Raw genomic sequence first — 15790 nt, 5'->3', positions numbered from 1 at the left:
AAGAGAAAAAATGCTCCGCGAAAAAATCCAGTCCGAGACCGTGACCGCCATGAAGGCCAAGGACAAGGAGCGCACCGCCGCGCTCCGCCTGATCGGCGCGAAGATCAAGGATCGCGATATCGAACTGCGCACCGCCGACAAGAAGCCGGAAGACGACGAACTCGTCACCGACGTGCTGATGAAAATGGCCAAGCAGCGCAAGGAATCGATCGCGATGTACGAGGATGGCGGGCGACAGGAGCTGGCCGAAAAGGAAAAGGCCGAACTCGACGTGATCGAGGAATTCCTGCCCCAGCAGATGAGCGAGGAGGAAACCCGCGCAGCCATTGCCCAGATCAAGGCCGATACGGGTGCCGAAGGCATGAAGGACATGGGCAAGGTCATGGGCGAGCTGAAGGCACGCCATGGCGCGACGCTCGACATGACCAAGGCGAGCGGTCTGGTGAAGGAAGCGCTGTCGTGAAGCGCGTCCTGCTGATCGCTCCGCTGGCGCTTGCGGCTTGTTCGCAGAGCGAACCCGAACCGACGCCCACGCCAAGCCCGACGGTAGCCGAACCGCGCACGTTGGTGCCTGCGGAACTCGACATCGACAGCCTCGGCGCAAAGATCGAAGGCCCGCAGGGGCCCGAGCCGGAAGCGGCCTTGACGCTTGGCGGTGGCGAGATCGGTCGCATCGTCAGCTACGTCGCTTGCCCCGAAGGTGTCGAGGAGTGCCTTCCCGATGAAATGCCGGAAGGCACGGTGTACACCTTCGTCCACCAGATTACGCTCGACGGCGTAAGCGGCGCAGATCCGGCTTCGGGTCCCGAGGTCGTGGAAGCCCCGCCCACCCTTTTCCGGACTACCGAGCGCGCCCACGGCTTTAACGGTTCCATCGGCTATTCGCGCAGCCAGGCGCAGGCCGCCTTCGGAAGCGAGGACGCGATCGGCGTGACCGTCGACGATGGCCGGCTGATCTGGCGCGTCACCGACACCCCGAATTGGCAGCAGGGATCGACCGTCACCTTTTGGTGGCAGACCACCCAGCCCCCCGCTGGACCGTCCGATGCGTTTCTCTTGGAAGTACTGGGCAACCAGATAGCTGCGAACGGCCCCTTCCCGGCAGAGGAAAATCCGGCAGAGACGGGCACCGCCAACTAGCGATTATGGCCCTGCCGCTATAGAGGGGGCCGATGGCCCTCTCACCCCAATGGCTGGACGAATTGCGGATGCGGACCACGCTGTCCGCCGTGATCGGCCGCACCACACGCCTCACGAAGGCGGGGCGAGAGTTCAAGGCCTGCTGCCCCTTCCACAACGAGAAGACGCCAAGCTTCTACGTCAACGACGAGAAGGGCTTCTACCACTGCTTCGGCTGCGAGGCGCATGGCGATGCGATCCGCTGGCTCACCGACCAGCGCGGCATGCCCTTCATGGACGCGGTGAAGGAACTGGCCGCCGAAGCCGGGATGGAAGTCCCTGCCCCCGACCCGCGCGCGGCCGAACGCGCCGAGAAGCGCGCCAGCCTCCACGATGTCACCGCCGCCGCGCAGGAGTGGTTCGTGCGCGAATTGGCCTCTCCGCAAGGAGCGGAGGCGCGGGCTTATCTCAAGCGGCGCGGCTTTTCCGACAGCGTGGTGCGCGAATTCGGCTTCGGCTTCGCGCCGGAAGACCGGCAGGCGCTGAAATCCGCCCTCTCGCAATTCGACGAGCGCATGTTGATCGAGGCGGGCATGCGGATCGAGGTCGAGGACAAGGATCCCTACGACCGTTTTCGCGGCCGCCTGATGCTGCCGATCCAGGACACGCGCGGTCGGGTGATCGCGTTTGGTGGTCGTATCCTCGACAGCGACGCCTACGGGCCCAAATACCTCAACAGCCCCGACACGCCGCTCTTCGACAAGGGGCGCACGCTCTACAACCTCCACCGCGCCGCGCCTGCCACTCGCCAGAGCGGACGGATCGTGGTGGTTGAAGGCTATATGGATGCCATCGCGCTCGCCAACGCGGGCATTGCCGAAGCGGTCGCCCCTCTCGGCACTGCCCTGACGGAGAACCAGATCGAATTGCTGTGGCGGCAGGTCGAGCGGCCCATCCTGTGCTTCGATGGCGACAACGCCGGTCAACGCGCCGCCATGCGCGCGATTGGGCGCGTCCTGCCCAAGCTGCGGCCAGGCCATTCGCTCTCCATCGTCCGCATGCCCGCGGGCAAGGACCCGGACGACCTGCTCAAGGAAAGCGGGGTCGGCGCGATGGAGGAATTACTGTCCTCTCCCGCCAGCCTGCTCGACACGCTCTGGGCATTCGAGCGCGATGCCCAGCCCCTCACCTCGCCCGAAGAAAAGGCGGGCCTGAAAGCGCGGCTCCTCGCCCATACCGAGACGATCCAGCACGACGATATACGCGCGCTCTATCGCAAGGAACTGCTCGACCGCTTCTCCGCCTTCGCCTTCCCGCCGCGCGCGCCGCGCGAATTCAAACCCCGCGGCGAGTGGAAAAAAGGCGGCTTCAACGCCCATCCCCCTCGCCTTTCCCCCGAGACCGAAGCGCGGCTCAAAAGGGCCATGGCAGGTGGTTCGCGCGACGCGCTCGCCGTGGCGGTCATCCACGGATTGCTGCGCTTTCCCGACACCATCCTGAGCCATGAAGCGGCGCTTTCGCGCTTTGCCGCGAGTGACCGGAATGTCGGCCCTGCCATAGATTCGTTGATTGCCGCTGCGGAAACGCTTGATTCGCCCGCCGAATCGCCCATATCCCTGCCCAAAGGCCTTCCCGCCCCACCGGCAAACACCCATTTCGCCTTTCTCGACAAAGGCACAGACCCGGTTGATGCGCGCGAGGATCTGGCTGAAGCCGTGTCGTTGCTGGTCGAAAGACCGGCCCTCGAAGCTGCGCTCGCTGCGGCGACTGCGCGATTCGAAACCGACCCCGAGGGAGCTTTCGCCGAACAACAGCGTTTGTTGAAACGGAAGCTCGAGTTCGAGGCGCGACTCGGAAAAATGGCTAGTCGAAAGGCCGCTAAGCCGGCCAACAGGAATTCAGGCGCCGAGGGCAACCAGCCCGAAGGCGAAGCATAAAACGGACCGATTGCAGTTTATGGCCACCAAATCGAAGTCTGGCGACAAGGACGACGCACCCCTGATCGATCTCAACGAGGCGTCGATCAAGAAGCTCATCACCAAGGCGAAGAAGAAGGGCTACGTCACTTATGACGAGCTCAACGACGCGCTGCCGCAGGGTGAGATGAGTTCCGACCAGATCGAGGACATCCAGTCCGCGCTTTCCGAAATGGGCGTGCAGATCGTCGAGCATGACGAGGACGCCGAGCCCGAGGACGAGGTCGAGGAAATCGCGCCCGCCCCGTCGGCCAAGGAAAAGGACGTCAAGAAGGCGCCTGCCAAGAAGGCGGCGACCGAAGGCCGGACCGACGATCCGGTCCGCATGTATCTGCGCGAAATGGGCGCGGTGGAACTGCTGAGCCGCGAGGGCGAAATCGCCATTGCGAAGCGCATCGAGGCGGGGCGCGACATGATGATCATGGGCCTGTGCCAGAGCCCGATCACCTTCCACGCGATCATCCAGTGGTCCGAAGCGCTCAACAACGAGGAAATGCAGCTGCGCGAGATCCTCGATCTCGACGCCATGCTGTCCAAGGAGCCGCCGGCCGACAAGCTCAACGACGACGCGGAAGACGATGATGACGACGGCGAGATCTCGGAAGAGACCGCCGGCCCCACCATCCGCGACGACGATGACGACGATTCGGACGAGGATTCCGAAGGCGAAGACGGCGAGGAAGGCTCCTCCAAGTCGGACGACGACGAGGACGAGGACAACACCATGTCGCTCGCCCAGATGGAAGCGGCCCTCAAGCCCGACGCCATCGAACGCTTCGCCCGCATCAAGGACCTGTTCGGCAAGTTCGAGAAGCTCCAGAAGGAGCGCGTCGAAGTGCTCGGCCGCGGCGAGGCTTTCCCGCCCGCCAAGGAGAAAAAATACGAAGCGCTGTCCGACCAGCTCACCGCCGAGGTCGAAAGCGTCCAGTTCCACGCGACCAAGATCGAATTCCTGGTCGACAACCTCTATGCCTTCAACCGCCGCCTGACCGCACTCGGCGGCCAGATGCTGCGCCTTGCCGAACGGCACAAGGTCAAGCGTATCGACTTCCTCGACGCCTATATCGGCAACGAGCTCGACGACAGCTGGATGGACGACCGGGTCAAGAAGGACAAGAAGTGGGCCGCCTTCGCCGAGAAGGAAGCCGACGCCATCGACCGTATCCGTACGGAAATCAGCGACATCGCCAGCGCCACCGGCATGGCCCTGCCCGAATTCCGCCGCATCGTGAACATGGTCCAGAAGGGCGAGCGCGAGGCGCGTATCGCCAAGAAGGAAATGGTCGAGGCGAACCTGCGCCTCGTGATCTCGATCGCGAAGAAATACACCAACCGCGGCTTGCAGTTCCTGGACCTAATCCAGGAAGGCAACATCGGACTGATGAAGGCGGTCGACAAGTTCGAATACCGCCGCGGCTACAAGTTCAGCACTTACGCGACCTGGTGGATCCGCCAGGCGATCACCCGCTCGATCGCCGACCAGGCGCGCACGATTCGTATCCCGGTCCACATGATCGAGACGATCAACAAGCTGGTCCGCTGTTCGCGCCAGTTCCTGCACGATCAGGGCCGCGAACCGACGCCCGAAGAGATGGCGGAGAAACTCTCCATGCCGCTCGAAAAGGTGCGCAAGGTGATGAAGATCGCCAAGGAACCGATCAGCCTCGAAACGCCCATCGGCGACGAGGAAGATTCGCACCTCGGTGACTTCATCGAGGACAAGAATGCCATCATCCCGGTCGACGCGGCGATCCAGGCGAACCTCAAGGAAACGGTCACCCGCGTCCTTGCAAGCCTCACGCCGCGCGAAGAACGCGTGCTGCGCATGCGTTTCGGCATCGGCATGAACACCGACCACACGCTGGAGGAAGTCGGCCAGCAGTTCTCGGTGACGCGCGAACGTATCCGTCAGATCGAGGCCAAGGCGCTGCGCAAGCTCAAGCACCCGAGCCGCAGTCGCAAGATGCGCTCGTTCCTGGATCAGTAGGATTCAGAGGAATTCATTTCCCGAAAGATTTGCCCGGTCAGGATCACGCGATCTTGGCCGGGCTTTTTCGTTGCATCAAAACATATCAGCTGACTGAGCCTCATTATCTTGGGAACGGAAGCTCCTCCTGATCTTGGGAACGGAAGCTCTTCCTCGCAGTTGCGAGGTCGGGTGGCGGTCGATAGGGTCCGGACAGAAAATCCACCCGGGGAACGTCGGATTTCAGAATATATGCCCGATATTGATTTCCAGGAGCTCTTTTCGAGATCTCCAAACCCCTATGTGCTGTTGGATATCGATTTGCGTTTGGTGTGGATGAACCAGGCCTACCTCGATGTGACCATGAGAAGGCGAGACGACATTCTCGGCCAGCGCATGTTCGATGCCTTTCCCAGCGAAGGCGAGAGCTACCAGCAACTCAGCGAATCCTTCCAGCGCGTTCTCGATACGGGCGAAACTGACGAAATCGCGCATATCCGCTATGATATCGCCAATCCGAACAGCGGGATCGACACCCATTACTGGAGCGCGACGCATACTCCCCTCAAAAACGCGGCAGGCAAAGTCGAGTATATCCTTCAGCACACAGTCAATATTACCGAGCTCGAAAAGCTCCGCGAATTTCGCGCAACGGCCGGCGTGGTCGAACGTGCTCGAAAAGTCGAGGAACGCTATCACACCGTAACTGACCAACTCGTGCGTGCGCAAAACATGCTCGAACACGCCCCGGGCTTCGTGGCGGTGCTGTCGGGAGAAAATTACCGGTTCGTCCTTGCCAACGCCGCCTATCGGAAACTGGTGGGCGATCGCAAATTGATCGACCTTCCGGTAGCCACAGCCTTGCCGGAAGTTGTGGAACAGGGTTTCATCGGCCTGCTGGACACGGTGATGGAGACAGGAGAGCCTTATTTCGGCAATCGCCAACTCGTCTCCCTGCTCGATCCAACGAGCGATGAATTACAAGAACTTTATCTGGAATTCATCTACCAGCCGATCTTCGAGAAATCGGGCAACATAAGCGGTGTCTTCGTACAGGGCTACGACGTGACCGAAGAAGTCGAAGCCGATGAGCGCCAGAAGTTCCTGATTAACGAGCTAAATCACCGTGTTAAAAACACACTCGCCATTGTGCAGGGATTGGCGCAGCAATCTTTCCGGCCCGGGCATGGCAAAGATGGGCTGGAAGTATTCACTGCGCGTCTCGCTGCGCTTGCAAGCGCCCATAATTTGCTTACCGAGGCGAGTTGGAAGCGAGCCAGTCTCAAAAAAATCATTCGCCGGTCGCTCGAGGCGACCGCCGGTACCCAGTCTGAACGTTATTCGCTGTCGGGTCCGAAGGTAATGCTCGATCCCCAATCGGCCGTCGCCCTCGCCATGGTCGTCCACGAACTCGCAACCAACGCGCTGAAGTATGGCGCCTTGTCCACAGAACGAGGCAGGATCGAGATCAGCTGGGAACTGGAAAGCGAGAATGACGCTCGCCGCCTGCTCTTCGATTGGAAGGAAAGTGGTGGCCCTCAGATCGAAGAGCCCGATAGCCGTGGCTTCGGCTCACGCCTGATCTCGAAGGCTTTTGGAAACCGCGGTGACGTTGCCAAATTGCAATTTCTTCCACATGGCCTGCGTTGCCAGCTCGAGACTAAACTATGAATATCGCCGGAAGCCGTATTTTTGTCCTCGAAGACGAGTCCATCATTGCATTCGGGCTGGAAGACATGCTCGAGATGGAAGGAGCGCGCGTGCACGTGGCAACCGATCTCGAAGAAGGCGAGGCGGTGATCCACGAAAGCGAAATCGATTTCGCGATCCTCGACGTAAATGTCCGCGGGAAGCAGAGCTACGATCTTGCAAACATGCTGCGAGAAAGAGGCATCGCATTCATATTTGCGACAGGTTATGGAGACGCAGCCCATCCTGCGGAACTCGTCGGAACCCCCACGATTACCAAGCCATACACGATTGAGCATATAAGGAAGGCGATTGCCCTGCTCAATTAAATGGCAAACAAATTTACATCTTCTTCAGGTGCTTCGCTGCGTCCTCGACTGGCATAGGTTTGCCGAAGTAATATCCTTGGGCAAATTCTACGCCGAGCTTCTTCAGCACCTCGGCCTCTTCCGCGTGCTCGACACCCTCGGCGATCAGCTTCGAACCGATGGCTTCGGAGAAGCGCACCATCGCACCGACCAAAGCGCAGCGCGCGAGGTCCTGGTGGATGTCGCGCGTCAGCGTCATGTCCAGCTTGAGCATGTCGGGCCCAAGGTCCACGAGATGCCGCAGACCAGCATAGCCCGAACCCACGTCATCGATCGCGATCCGCGCGTATTTCGAGATCGGCTTTAAGGCTTTCTTGAGCGCCGAGTAATCCTCGACCTGCTGGTGCTCGGTCACCTCGACCACGAGGTTCTTCTTGCCCGCTCGTTCCAGCACCTGGTGGAGCGCGCCCGACATGATCGTGTCGGGTGACGCGTTGACCGAGACGTAGAAGTCCTTCGGCACCTGTTTCAGGCTTACGAGCGCGCATTCGACCGCCAGCAGTTCGAGTTCGATACCGCGACCGATTTCCGCCGCTTCCTCGAACCACTTGTCCGGCCCTCGCATCATTGCATCGGGGAAACGGGCAAGGCATTCTACGCCGACCGGCCGGTTGTTCTTGATCGAATATATCGGCTGCTGATGCACCTGCATGGCGCGGTCCCCAATCAGCTTGGTAATGCGCTTGTCGATGCGTCCGTGACGGTAATCGGTGTCGAGATGCGTTTCGATCTGTTCGACCGCCAGCGCGGCAAAGGCGCGCAGCACGCCGATATCGCGCTCGTTCATCGATCGGTCCGGCGTGCGGCTCAGGCAGCAGAAACTGCCATAGAGCGTCCCGTCGGAGAGGCGCAGCGGCGTGTTCAGGTGGCATCCCACGGGAAGGAAATGCGTGATCGCGATGTCCTGTGTGAAAGGATGGTCCGCCGGGTCCTGGATCAATTCGGGCAGGCGACCTTCGGCAATGTGCCAGCAATAGCTGTTCTCGCGCGGGTCGCGAAAGCCCGGCCCCATTGGCAGTTCGAGGTCCGAATCGACATGGGTCAGCTCCTTCTCGCCATTCTCGACATAGCGCGAGACGAAGGCGATCTCGGTCCCCAGATGCTGGCGCACCGCTCTGAGGATGCGGTCTATCGAACCATTCTCGATCGGCTCGGACGAAATCCCGGCGACTGCGGCGGGAATCATCGAAGAGGTGACTGGCATGTGCATGAGGCAAACACATAGCCGTTAATGCTTAATATTTTCGTCAATCGGAAGCGGCGCGCAGTAATATTTCGTGTGCACGAGAGGGCGAACGGGGTGGAGAGAATCGGCGGGAGTGCCTATGGGGGCGGCCATGCGTATCGCCCTTGCTTCCGACCATGCCGCCATCGAGCTCAAAGCAGCCTTGCGCGACTGGCTTATCGAACAGGGTCACGAGGTCGCCGACCTCGGGCCGGAGACCAACGAAAGCGTCGATTATCCCGACTTTGGCTACAAGCTCGCCGGCGTCGTTGCCGACGGGACAGCTGAGCGCGGCATTGCGCTGTGCGGCAGCGGGATCGGCATCTCGATGAGCGTGAACCGCAATCCGGGCGTGCGCTGCGCGCTGGTTTCGGAGCCGCTATCGGCCGCCCTCGCCCGCGAGCACAACGACGCGAACTGCATCGCGCTTGGCGCGCGCTTGACCGCCGTGGACATGGCTAAGGCTTGCGTCACCGCTTTCCTCGAAACAGAATTCGCCGGCGGGCGCCACCAGCGCCGCGTCGACAAGCTCTGCAATCCCAGCCTGTAGGACCCGCATGACCGACAACCGTTTCTGGAACGACACGCTCGAACAGGCCGACCCCGAGGTCTATGCCGCAGTCCGCAACGAACTCGCGCGCCAGCAGGACAAGATCGAGCTGATCGCGAGCGAGAACATCGCCTCGACCGCCGTCCTTGAAGCCACCGGCAGCGTGTTCACGAACAAATACGCCGAAGGCTATCCGGGCAAGCGCTATTACGGCGGCTGCGACTATGCCGACGTCGTCGAAACGCTGGCGATCAAGCGCGCGAAGGAGCTGTTCGGCTGCAATTTCGCCAATGTTCAGCCCAATTCGGGCAGCCAGATGAACCAGGCGGTCTTCCTCGCCCTGCTGCAGCCCGGCGATACCTTCATGGGCCTGGACCTCAATTCGGGCGGGCACCTGACCCACGGCTCGCCGGTCAACATGAGCGGCAAGTGGTTCAACCCCGTCAGCTACGGCGTGCGCAAGGACGATGAACTCATCGACATGGATGAGGTCATGGCCATCGCGAAAGAGCACAAGCCAAAGCTCATCATCGCGGGCGGCACGGCCTACAGCCGGGTTTGGGACTGGGAAGCCTTCCGCACGGTGGCGGACGAGGTCGGCGCCTACCTCATGGTCGACATGAGCCACATCTCCGGACTCGTTGCCGGCGGCGAGCATCCCAACCCCTTCCCGCACGCCCATGTCGTGACAACCACCACGCACAAGAGCCTGCGCGGTCCCCGCTCGGGCGTGATTTTGTGGAACGAGGACGAGTTCACCAAACCGATCAACATGGCGGTCTTCCCCGGCATGCAGGGCGGCCCGCTGATGCATGTCGTAGCGGCGAAGGCGGTGGCGTTTCGCGAGGCGCTACGTCCCGAGTTCAAGAGCTACGCCAAGAAGGTCGTCGCCAACGCCCGCGCTCTGGCGAAGAGTATCGAGGCGAACGGCCTGCGCGTCGTTTCGGGCGGCACGGACAACCACTCCATGCTGGTCGACCTGACCGCCAAGGACGTGACTGGCAAGGCGGCCGAAGCCGGCCTCGACCGCGCCTGGCTCACCTGCAACAAGAACGGCATTCCCTACGACACGCGCAGCCCCTTCGTGACCAGCGGCATCCGCCTCGGCACGCCCGCGGGCACCACCCGCGGCTTTGGCGAGGCCGAGTTCGAAACGGTGGGCAAGCTGATCTGTGAAGTCGTCGACGGCCTGTCGAAGAACGGCACCGAGGGCGATGGTCAGGTCGAGCAGACCGTGCGTGACCGCGTCGCCGAATTGTGCAAGGCCTTCCCGGTCTATCCCGGCAGGTAAGGAGAGTTTCTCATGGCGAAAATCCCGGACGACCGCGAACCGATGAATTCCCGACCGTCGCAGGACGAGCGCGAACCGGAGCGTGATCGCTATTCCTCGCGCCGCCGCGAGGAAGAGAAGCCCCGCAATTCCTACGGCGATCACGACCTGGTCCCCGATGCAACCGCCGAGATCAAGGCGATGGCAAAGGAAGGTCTCGACCATCCATCGACCAAGCCGGTGCTGACCGGCGCGGCAGTCGGCGCAATCGCTGCGGGCGTCCTGCCCGTCGTGACCTGGCCGATGGGCCTCGTCGCAGGCGCGGGCTTCATGCTTTACAAGCGCCTGCGCCACTGAACACACGGACATTCCATGCGCTGCCCATTCTGCGCCCATGACGACAGCCAGGTGAAGGATTCCCGGCCGACCGAGGACGCCACCTCGATCCGCCGCCGCCGCCAGTGCTCCAGTTGCGGCGCCCGCTTCACGACCTTCGAACGCGTCCAGCTGCGCGAAGTCACCGTCGTCAAAAGCGGCGATCGCCGCCAGCCCTTCGACCGAAGCAAGCTCGAACAGTCGATCTCGCTCGCCTGCCGCAAGCGCGATGTCGCGCCGGAACGGATCGACCAGTTGGTCAGCGGCATCCAGCGCCAGGTCGAAACCGCGGGCGAGCCGGAAATCGCCTCGCAGCGGATCGGCGAGATGGTGATGGACGGCCTGCGCCAGATCGACAGCGTCGCCTATATCCGCTTCGCATCCGTCTATCGCGATTTCAGCGAAGCGCGCGATTTCGAGGAGTTCGCCAGCACGGTGCAGGAAGCCGCCAATGAGCGCAGCTGAGCCGAAAAAGCCGGTCGTCGTCCTCGTCCGGCCGCAATTGGGCGAGAACATCGGCAAGGCGGCGCGCGCGATGCTCAATTTTGGGCTGGTCGAACTGCGCATGGTGACCCCGCGCGACGGATGGCCGAACCCCGATGCCGGGCCTGCCGCTGCCGGGGCGGACATCGTGCTTGAAAAGGCCCGCGTGTTCGACAGCACCGCCGAGGCCTTGGCCGATTGCTCCCATGTTTACGCCACCACCGTGCGCAAGCGCGGCGTAACCAAGCCCGTCTACACGCCCGAGGAAGCAAGCCGCGAAATGGCGCAGGCCGACGGGCGCAGCGCGATCCTGTTCGGCCCCGAACGATCCGGCCTGGAGACGGAGGACGTCGCGCTCGCTCGCGCGATCCTGACGGTGCCCATCAATCCCGAATTCGGCTCATTGAACCTTGCGCAGGCGGTCATCCTTTGCGCCTATGAATGGTCGAAGCACGAAAGCCTCGTCCAGCCGACGCAGGAGGACCAGCTTCCCCCCGCCCCGCAAAAGGAGTTGGAAGGTCTGATCGCCCATATGGAAGGCATGCTCGAATCGAAGGGCTATTTCCTACCCGAATCTAGAGCTGAGGCCACCCGCCGCACGCTTCGCGGTGTGCTGACCAAGCCGGGCTGGAATCACCTCGAAGTGCGGACGCTCCGCGGGGTATTGTCATCGCTTCAGCGTGACGCCAAACGCAGTTAGTCGATTAATTATCGATCCTTCGTCAGAAGGCCGGTAGGGAGAAGTTGAAGATTTTCTCCAGACAATTCGAGGATTTACCATGCGTTTCGCTTTGCCTTTACTCGCCCTTGCAACCCTTTCGGCCCCCGCTTTGGCGACCGAACCGGAAGACAAGAAGGATGAAAAGAAGACGGATTCGCAGCAGCCTGCCGATGCGAAGAATGAAAAAATCTGCCGCTACATCCGCATGGACATGAGCAGCCGCCGCAAGGAAAGGGTCTGCCTGACCAAGGAAGGTTGGACCGAATTCAACCAGGGCAATTGATCGCAGCCGGATCCGATCAGCTACGAATGCGATCCCACTCGACCAGTTCGTAAGTAATCGAGGTTTCGACCAGAAGGCCCCAGATTTGCGCGATTTTCCCATGTGGAAGGTCGCGCTTTTCTGCATCGGCGCGGGCGTTCTCGATCACTTCTGCCTTGCGCGCCTCGTCACGCACGACATTGCGGTCGGTCTTGATCCGGGCGGCGGCGCGCATGTAGCCGAAGCGGCGGTCGAGCAGCGCCATCAGTTCGCGGTCAGTCGCGTCCACGCCCTTGCGCACTTCGGCCATGGTCTCGCAGTCTTCGGGCAGCTTGTAATTCTCGTCCATGGACGGGGCGAATGGCGCGTTGAATGGCGCTTGTCGAGGACAAACCAAAGCCTCTCTCGACTTGTCCGCAATCCCTCGGCATGGGGGAGCCATGGCGAGCAATCCGAACACCTATAAGAACCAGCCGGACGAGCGCGGACACTTCGGCGACTATGGCGGCCGCTACGTTGCCGAAACGCTGATGCCACTGGTCCTCGACCTCGAGCGCGAATACCGCGCAGCGCAGGCCGACCCCGAATTCCAGGCGCAGTTCGACGACCTCCTCGAACATTACGTGGGCCGCCCCTCGCCGCTCTACTTCGCGGAACGCCTCACCGAAGCATTGCGAGTTGGCTCTCCCGAGGGGCGCGGCGCGCAGGTCTGGTTCAAGCGCGACGAGCTCAATCACACCGGCGCGCACAAGATTAACAATTGCATCGGGCAGATCCTGCTCGCCATCCGCATGGGCAAGACGCGCATTATCGCGGAAACCGGCGCGGGCCAGCACGGCGTCGCCACCGCCACCGTCTGCGCGCGCTTCGGCCTGCCTTGCGTCATCTACATGGGCGCAGAGGATGTGCGGCGACAGTCGCCCAATGTCTTCCGCATGAAGCTGCTCGGCGCGGAAGTCGTGCCCGTCACCAGCGGGCGCGGCACGCTGAAGGATGCGATGAACGAAGGGCTGCGCCACTGGGTCGCGAATGTCCACGACACCTTCTACATCATCGGCACTGCCGCAGGCCCGCATCCCTATCCCGAGCTCGTCCGCGACTTCCAGAGCGTGATCGGCAAGGAAGCGCGCCAGCAAATGCAGGACCGCATCGGCCGCCTTCCCGACCTGCTTGTGGCCGCCATCGGCGGCGGCTCGAACGCACTCGGCCTGTTCCACCCCTTCCTCGACGATCCGGACGTGAAAATGCTCGGTGTCGAGGCGGCAGGCCACGGCCTCGATGGCGACGAGCACGCGGCAAGCCTCCTCGGCGGCTTCCCCGGCGTGCTCCATGGCAACAGGACCTATCTGCTGCAAGACGATGACGGCCAGATCACCGAAGGCCACTCGATCAGCGCCGGCCTCGATTATCCCGGCATCGGCCCCGAGCACGCCTGGCTCAAGGACACGGGCCGCGTCGAATACACGGCTATCACTGACGAGGAAGCGCTAGAGGCCTTCCAGCTCCTCTGCCGCACCGAGGGCATCATTCCCGCGCTGGAGCCGAGCCACGCGGTTGCAGCGGTGGCGAAGCGCGCGAAGGAAATGCCGAAGGACAGCATCATTCTCGCGAACCTGTGTGGACGCGGGGACAAGGACATCTTCACCGTCGCCGAGCGGCTGGGAGTGAAGATGTGAATTGGCTAATTGAGGTTCGAGAAGCCGCAATAGGCGGCTTAATTGCCGCGCTCTTCTTCGGCACTTTGCATCTAGCGTTCGGCTGGCCGAGTGAGCTGAATGAGGTAGGACTGCTTGCAGTTGCTTTTGCTGTCATCACTCCGATTAAACGCCTGATTAGTTGGGCTCATCACGATGAGAACAATGCCTGATCGCATCTCCCACCCCTTTGCCAAGCCCCAACCCGCGCTCGTCACCCCGGACTTGATCCGGGGTCCGGGGTGAAGGTGGAGTGTCCTTCCCTTTCGGAAGGCGCCAAGCCCCTCTGTCCTACACAGACGTAGCTCTGGCATAGTAATCGAATGACCGCCTTCAAACTCATCGAAACGCCGATTTCCGGCCCTTTCACGGCCCCGAGAGATTTTCCGCCAGGACCGTGTTCCATCCGTTCCAAGCTGTAGGATTGCCGCCCAAGTCATGAGCGCCCCAAACCGCCTCTCCAACGCCTTCTCCAAATCCCATCCTGTGCTCGTCTGCTTCATCACCGCAGGCGATGGCGACACGGCGGCCAATCTCGACGCGCTGGTCGAGGGCGGCGCGGATGTGATCGAGCTGGGGATGCCCTTCACCGATCCCATGGCGGATGGTCCCGCAATCCAGAACGCAAACCTGCGCTCGCTCGGCGCAGGCACGACCACCGCCGATGTTCTGCGCATCGCACGCAAGTTTCGCGAGCGTCATCCGGACGTGCCGCTGGTTCTGATGGGCTATGCCAATCCGATGATCCGGCGCGGGCCGGGCTGGTTCGCCAATGCCGCCAAAGAAGCGGGTATCGATGGCGTGATTTGCGTCGACATCCCACCCGAGGAAGACGACGCGCTCGGCCCGCAGCTGCGCGCGGCGGGCATCGCTCCCATCCGCCTTGCCACCCCAACCACCGATGCGAAGCGCCTGCCGCAGGTGCTCGAAGGCTCGGACGGGTTCCTCTACTACGTCTCCGTCGCGGGCATCACCGGCAAGCAGCAGGCTGCGCAGACCTCGATCGAGGAAGCGGTGGCACGCCTGAAGGCTGCGACCGACCTCCCCATCGCAGTCGGCTTCGGGGTCCGCACGCCCGAGCAGGCGGGTGCCATTGCCCAGGTTGCGGACGGTGTTGTCGTAGGCTCCGCGCTGGTCGAACTGGTCGGCGAACACGGCGCTGACGCTCCGGAAAAGCTGCGCGAATATACGGCAAGCCTTGCCAAGGCAGTGCATTCGGCGGCAAAGGGCGCCGCATGAACTGGTTTACACGCGTCCGTAACAATATCGGCTGGCTGCCCAAGCGCACCACCGACAAGGATCTCTGGGTCAAGTGCCCCGGCTGTCAGCAGATGGTCTTCGGGCAGGAATATGCCGACAATGGCGATGTCTGCCCGCGCTGTGATCATCACGGCCGCATCGGTGCCGACCGTCGCCTCGCGCTGCTGCTCGACGAAGGCTTCGCTACGCTTCCCGTGCCGGATGTGACCGAAGATCCGCTCAAGTTCCGCGATTCGAAGAAGTACACCGACCGCCTCAAGCAGGCGCGTGCCAAGAGCCCGCACAAGGATGCTTTCCTCGTCGGTGAAGGCACGATCGAGGGCAAACCCGCCGTCGTCGGCGTGCAGGACTTCAGCTTCATGGGCGGTAGCATGGGCATGGCCGTGGGCACCGCCTTCTGCCAGGGCGCCGAGCGCGCGCTGACGCTGCGCGCGCCCTATATCGTCGTGACCGCGGCTGGCGGTGCGCGCATGCAGGAAGGCATCCTGAGCCTCATGCAGATGCCCAAGGCGACCGTAATGACGCGCCGCCTGAAACAGGCCGGCCTGCCCTATATCGTCCTGCTGACCGACCCGACTACGGGCGGTGTCACGGCAAGCTACGCCATGCTGGGTGATTTGCATATTGCCGAGCCCGGCGCGCTCATCGGCTTTGCCGGCCAGCGCGTGATCCAGGACACGATCCGCGAGCAGCTGCCCGACGGCTTCCAGCGCGCCGAGTACCTGCACAAGCACGGCATGGTCGACATGGTGGTGCATCGCCACGACCTGAAGGACACGTTGGCGACGATCATCGACTATCTCGTGCCTGCCGAAGCGGCCTGACGCGCGCC

18 protein-coding genes are annotated in these 15790 nt (G+C 62.2%); 16 read left to right on the top strand and 2 right to left on the bottom strand.

Annotated features, from left to right (window positions below; genetic code table 11):
* Positions 1-10: 10 nt before the first annotated feature.
* From ED21_RS01370 to ED21_RS01345, 6 genes are all read left to right on the top strand, one after another.
* A complete protein-coding gene (locus ED21_RS01370) occupies positions 11-463 on the top strand; it encodes a GatB/YqeY domain-containing protein (RefSeq protein WP_006832015.1) in 453 nt (150 codons plus the stop codon).
* Complete coding sequence (locus ED21_RS01365) at positions 460-1140, top strand: hypothetical protein (protein ID WP_006832014.1); 681 nt, start codon at positions 460-462, stop codon at positions 1138-1140. Before ED21_RS01370 ends, ED21_RS01365 begins: the two co-directional genes overlap by 4 nt.
* Positions 1141-1172: 32 nt before the next feature.
* Positions 1173-3056 carry a DNA primase gene (dnaG, locus tag ED21_RS01360; protein ID WP_034920934.1) on the top strand — a complete coding sequence of 628 codons (1884 nt, stop codon included), beginning with the start codon at positions 1173-1175 and terminating at the stop codon, positions 3054-3056.
* A 19-nt stretch (positions 3057-3075) separates the two neighbouring features.
* Positions 3076-5082, top strand: a complete 2007-nt coding sequence (gene rpoD / locus ED21_RS01355; RefSeq protein WP_006832012.1) for an RNA polymerase sigma factor RpoD — start codon at positions 3076-3078, stop codon at positions 5080-5082.
* Positions 5083-5313: 231 nt separating this feature from the next.
* Positions 5314-6732, top strand: coding sequence for a sensor histidine kinase (locus ED21_RS01350; protein ID WP_050784691.1), 1419 nt, complete (start codon positions 5314-5316; stop codon positions 6730-6732).
* Positions 6729-7079 carry a response regulator gene (locus tag ED21_RS01345; RefSeq protein WP_006832010.1) on the top strand — a complete coding sequence of 117 codons (351 nt, stop codon included), beginning with the start codon at positions 6729-6731 and terminating at the stop codon, positions 7077-7079. The genes ED21_RS01350 and ED21_RS01345 overlap by 4 nt, the downstream gene beginning before the upstream one ends.
* A 13-nt stretch (positions 7080-7092) precedes the next feature.
* Here ED21_RS01345 and ED21_RS01340 read toward each other — a convergent pair whose 3' ends face one another.
* Positions 7093-8304: an EAL domain-containing protein gene (locus tag ED21_RS01340; RefSeq protein WP_050784690.1), complete on the bottom strand. Its 1212-nt coding sequence runs from the start codon at positions 8302-8304 to the stop codon at positions 7093-7095.
* 151 nt (positions 8305-8455) lie between these two features.
* Between ED21_RS01340 and rpiB the strand changes: the two genes are divergently transcribed.
* From rpiB to ED21_RS01310, 6 genes are all read left to right on the top strand, one after another.
* Positions 8456-8893 (top strand): ribose 5-phosphate isomerase B, encoded by a 438-nt coding sequence (gene rpiB / locus ED21_RS01335; protein WP_034921161.1) that lies wholly within the window; start codon positions 8456-8458, stop codon positions 8891-8893.
* A 7-nt stretch (positions 8894-8900) separates the two neighbouring features.
* Positions 8901-10184 carry a serine hydroxymethyltransferase gene (glyA, locus tag ED21_RS01330; RefSeq protein ID WP_006832007.1) on the top strand — a complete coding sequence of 428 codons (1284 nt, stop codon included), beginning with the start codon at positions 8901-8903 and terminating at the stop codon, positions 10182-10184.
* Between the two features lie 12 nt (positions 10185-10196).
* Positions 10197-10520: a hypothetical protein gene (locus ED21_RS15730; protein WP_006832006.1), complete on the top strand. Its 324-nt coding sequence runs from the start codon at positions 10197-10199 to the stop codon at positions 10518-10520.
* Between the two features lie 15 nt (positions 10521-10535).
* Positions 10536-11003, top strand: coding sequence for a transcriptional regulator NrdR (gene nrdR / locus ED21_RS01320; RefSeq protein ID WP_006832005.1), 468 nt, complete (start codon positions 10536-10538; stop codon positions 11001-11003).
* Positions 10990-11721: an RNA methyltransferase gene (locus ED21_RS01315; RefSeq protein WP_006832004.1), complete on the top strand. Its 732-nt coding sequence runs from the start codon at positions 10990-10992 to the stop codon at positions 11719-11721. The genes nrdR and ED21_RS01315 overlap by 14 nt, the downstream gene beginning before the upstream one ends.
* 79 nt (positions 11722-11800) lie before the next feature.
* Positions 11801-12025 (top strand): hypothetical protein, encoded by a 225-nt coding sequence (locus ED21_RS01310; RefSeq protein ID WP_034920931.1) that lies wholly within the window; start codon positions 11801-11803, stop codon positions 12023-12025.
* 16 nt (positions 12026-12041) lie between these two features.
* On the opposite strand, the gene ED21_RS01305 is transcribed toward ED21_RS01310, so the two are convergent.
* Complete coding sequence (locus ED21_RS01305; protein ID WP_006832002.1) at positions 12042-12353, bottom strand: chorismate mutase; 312 nt, start codon at positions 12351-12353, stop codon at positions 12042-12044.
* Positions 12354-12444: 91 nt separating this feature from the next.
* On the opposite strand from ED21_RS01305, the gene trpB reads away from it, so the two are divergent.
* The 4 genes from trpB to accD all read left to right on the top strand — a co-directional run bounded on the left by trpB (position 12445) and on the right by accD (position 15782).
* The gene (gene trpB / locus ED21_RS01300) at positions 12445-13680 is read left to right on the top strand and encodes a tryptophan synthase subunit beta (protein WP_006832001.1); all 1236 of its coding nucleotides are present in this window, start codon (positions 12445-12447) and stop codon (positions 13678-13680) included.
* Entirely contained in the window at positions 13677-13871 is a 195-nt protein-coding gene (locus ED21_RS15300) for a hypothetical protein (protein WP_156787210.1), read from the top strand. The genes trpB and ED21_RS15300 overlap by 4 nt, the downstream gene beginning before the upstream one ends.
* A gap of 265 nt (positions 13872-14136) precedes the next feature.
* Positions 14137-14937: a tryptophan synthase subunit alpha gene (gene trpA / locus ED21_RS01295; RefSeq protein ID WP_034920928.1), complete on the top strand. Its 801-nt coding sequence runs from the start codon at positions 14137-14139 to the stop codon at positions 14935-14937.
* Positions 14934-15782 carry an acetyl-CoA carboxylase, carboxyltransferase subunit beta gene (gene accD, locus ED21_RS01290; protein ID WP_006831998.1) on the top strand — a complete coding sequence of 283 codons (849 nt, stop codon included), beginning with the start codon at positions 14934-14936 and terminating at the stop codon, positions 15780-15782. The genes trpA and accD overlap by 4 nt, the downstream gene beginning before the upstream one ends.
* The last annotated feature ends 8 nt before the right edge of the window (positions 15783-15790 follow it).

Source organism: Erythrobacter sp. SD-21, from assembly GCF_000181515.1.
Taxonomy (GTDB): domain Bacteria; phylum Pseudomonadota; class Alphaproteobacteria; order Sphingomonadales; family Sphingomonadaceae; genus Qipengyuania.
The sequence above is the reverse complement of the archived record's forward strand: the minus strand, read 5'-3'. Positions and strand labels throughout refer to the sequence as shown.

Bases quoted from the DNA above. Each gene is read 5' to 3' on its own strand.
- ED21_RS01370 (WP_006832015.1), top strand. From the start codon at position 11: ATGCTCCGCGAAAAAATCCAGTCCGAGACCGTGACCGCCATGAAGGCC.
- dnaG (WP_034920934.1), top strand. From the start codon at position 1,173: ATGGCCCTCTCACCCCAATGGCTGGACGAATTGCGGATGCGGACCACG.
- rpoD (WP_006832012.1), top strand. From the start codon at position 3,076: ATGGCCACCAAATCGAAGTCTGGCGACAAGGACGACGCACCCCTGATC.
- ED21_RS01350 (WP_050784691.1), top strand. From the start codon at position 5,314: ATGCCCGATATTGATTTCCAGGAGCTCTTTTCGAGATCTCCAAACCCC.
- ED21_RS01345 (WP_006832010.1), top strand. From the start codon at position 6,729: ATGAATATCGCCGGAAGCCGTATTTTTGTCCTCGAAGACGAGTCCATC.
- ED21_RS01340 (WP_050784690.1), bottom strand. From the start codon at position 8,304: ATGATTCCCGCCGCAGTCGCCGGGATTTCGTCCGAGCCGATCGAGAAT.
- rpiB (WP_034921161.1), top strand. From the start codon at position 8,456: ATGCGTATCGCCCTTGCTTCCGACCATGCCGCCATCGAGCTCAAAGCA.
- glyA (WP_006832007.1), top strand. From the start codon at position 8,901: ATGACCGACAACCGTTTCTGGAACGACACGCTCGAACAGGCCGACCCC.
- ED21_RS15730 (WP_006832006.1), top strand. From the start codon at position 10,197: ATGGCGAAAATCCCGGACGACCGCGAACCGATGAATTCCCGACCGTCG.
- nrdR (WP_006832005.1), top strand. From the start codon at position 10,536: ATGCGCTGCCCATTCTGCGCCCATGACGACAGCCAGGTGAAGGATTCC.
- ED21_RS01315 (WP_006832004.1), top strand. From the start codon at position 10,990: ATGAGCGCAGCTGAGCCGAAAAAGCCGGTCGTCGTCCTCGTCCGGCCG.
- ED21_RS01310 (WP_034920931.1), top strand. From the start codon at position 11,801: ATGCGTTTCGCTTTGCCTTTACTCGCCCTTGCAACCCTTTCGGCCCCC.
- ED21_RS01305 (WP_006832002.1), bottom strand. From the start codon at position 12,353: ATGGACGAGAATTACAAGCTGCCCGAAGACTGCGAGACCATGGCCGAA.
- trpB (WP_006832001.1), top strand. From the start codon at position 12,445: ATGGCGAGCAATCCGAACACCTATAAGAACCAGCCGGACGAGCGCGGA.
- trpA (WP_034920928.1), top strand. From the start codon at position 14,137: ATGAGCGCCCCAAACCGCCTCTCCAACGCCTTCTCCAAATCCCATCCT.
- accD (WP_006831998.1), top strand. From the start codon at position 14,934: ATGAACTGGTTTACACGCGTCCGTAACAATATCGGCTGGCTGCCCAAG.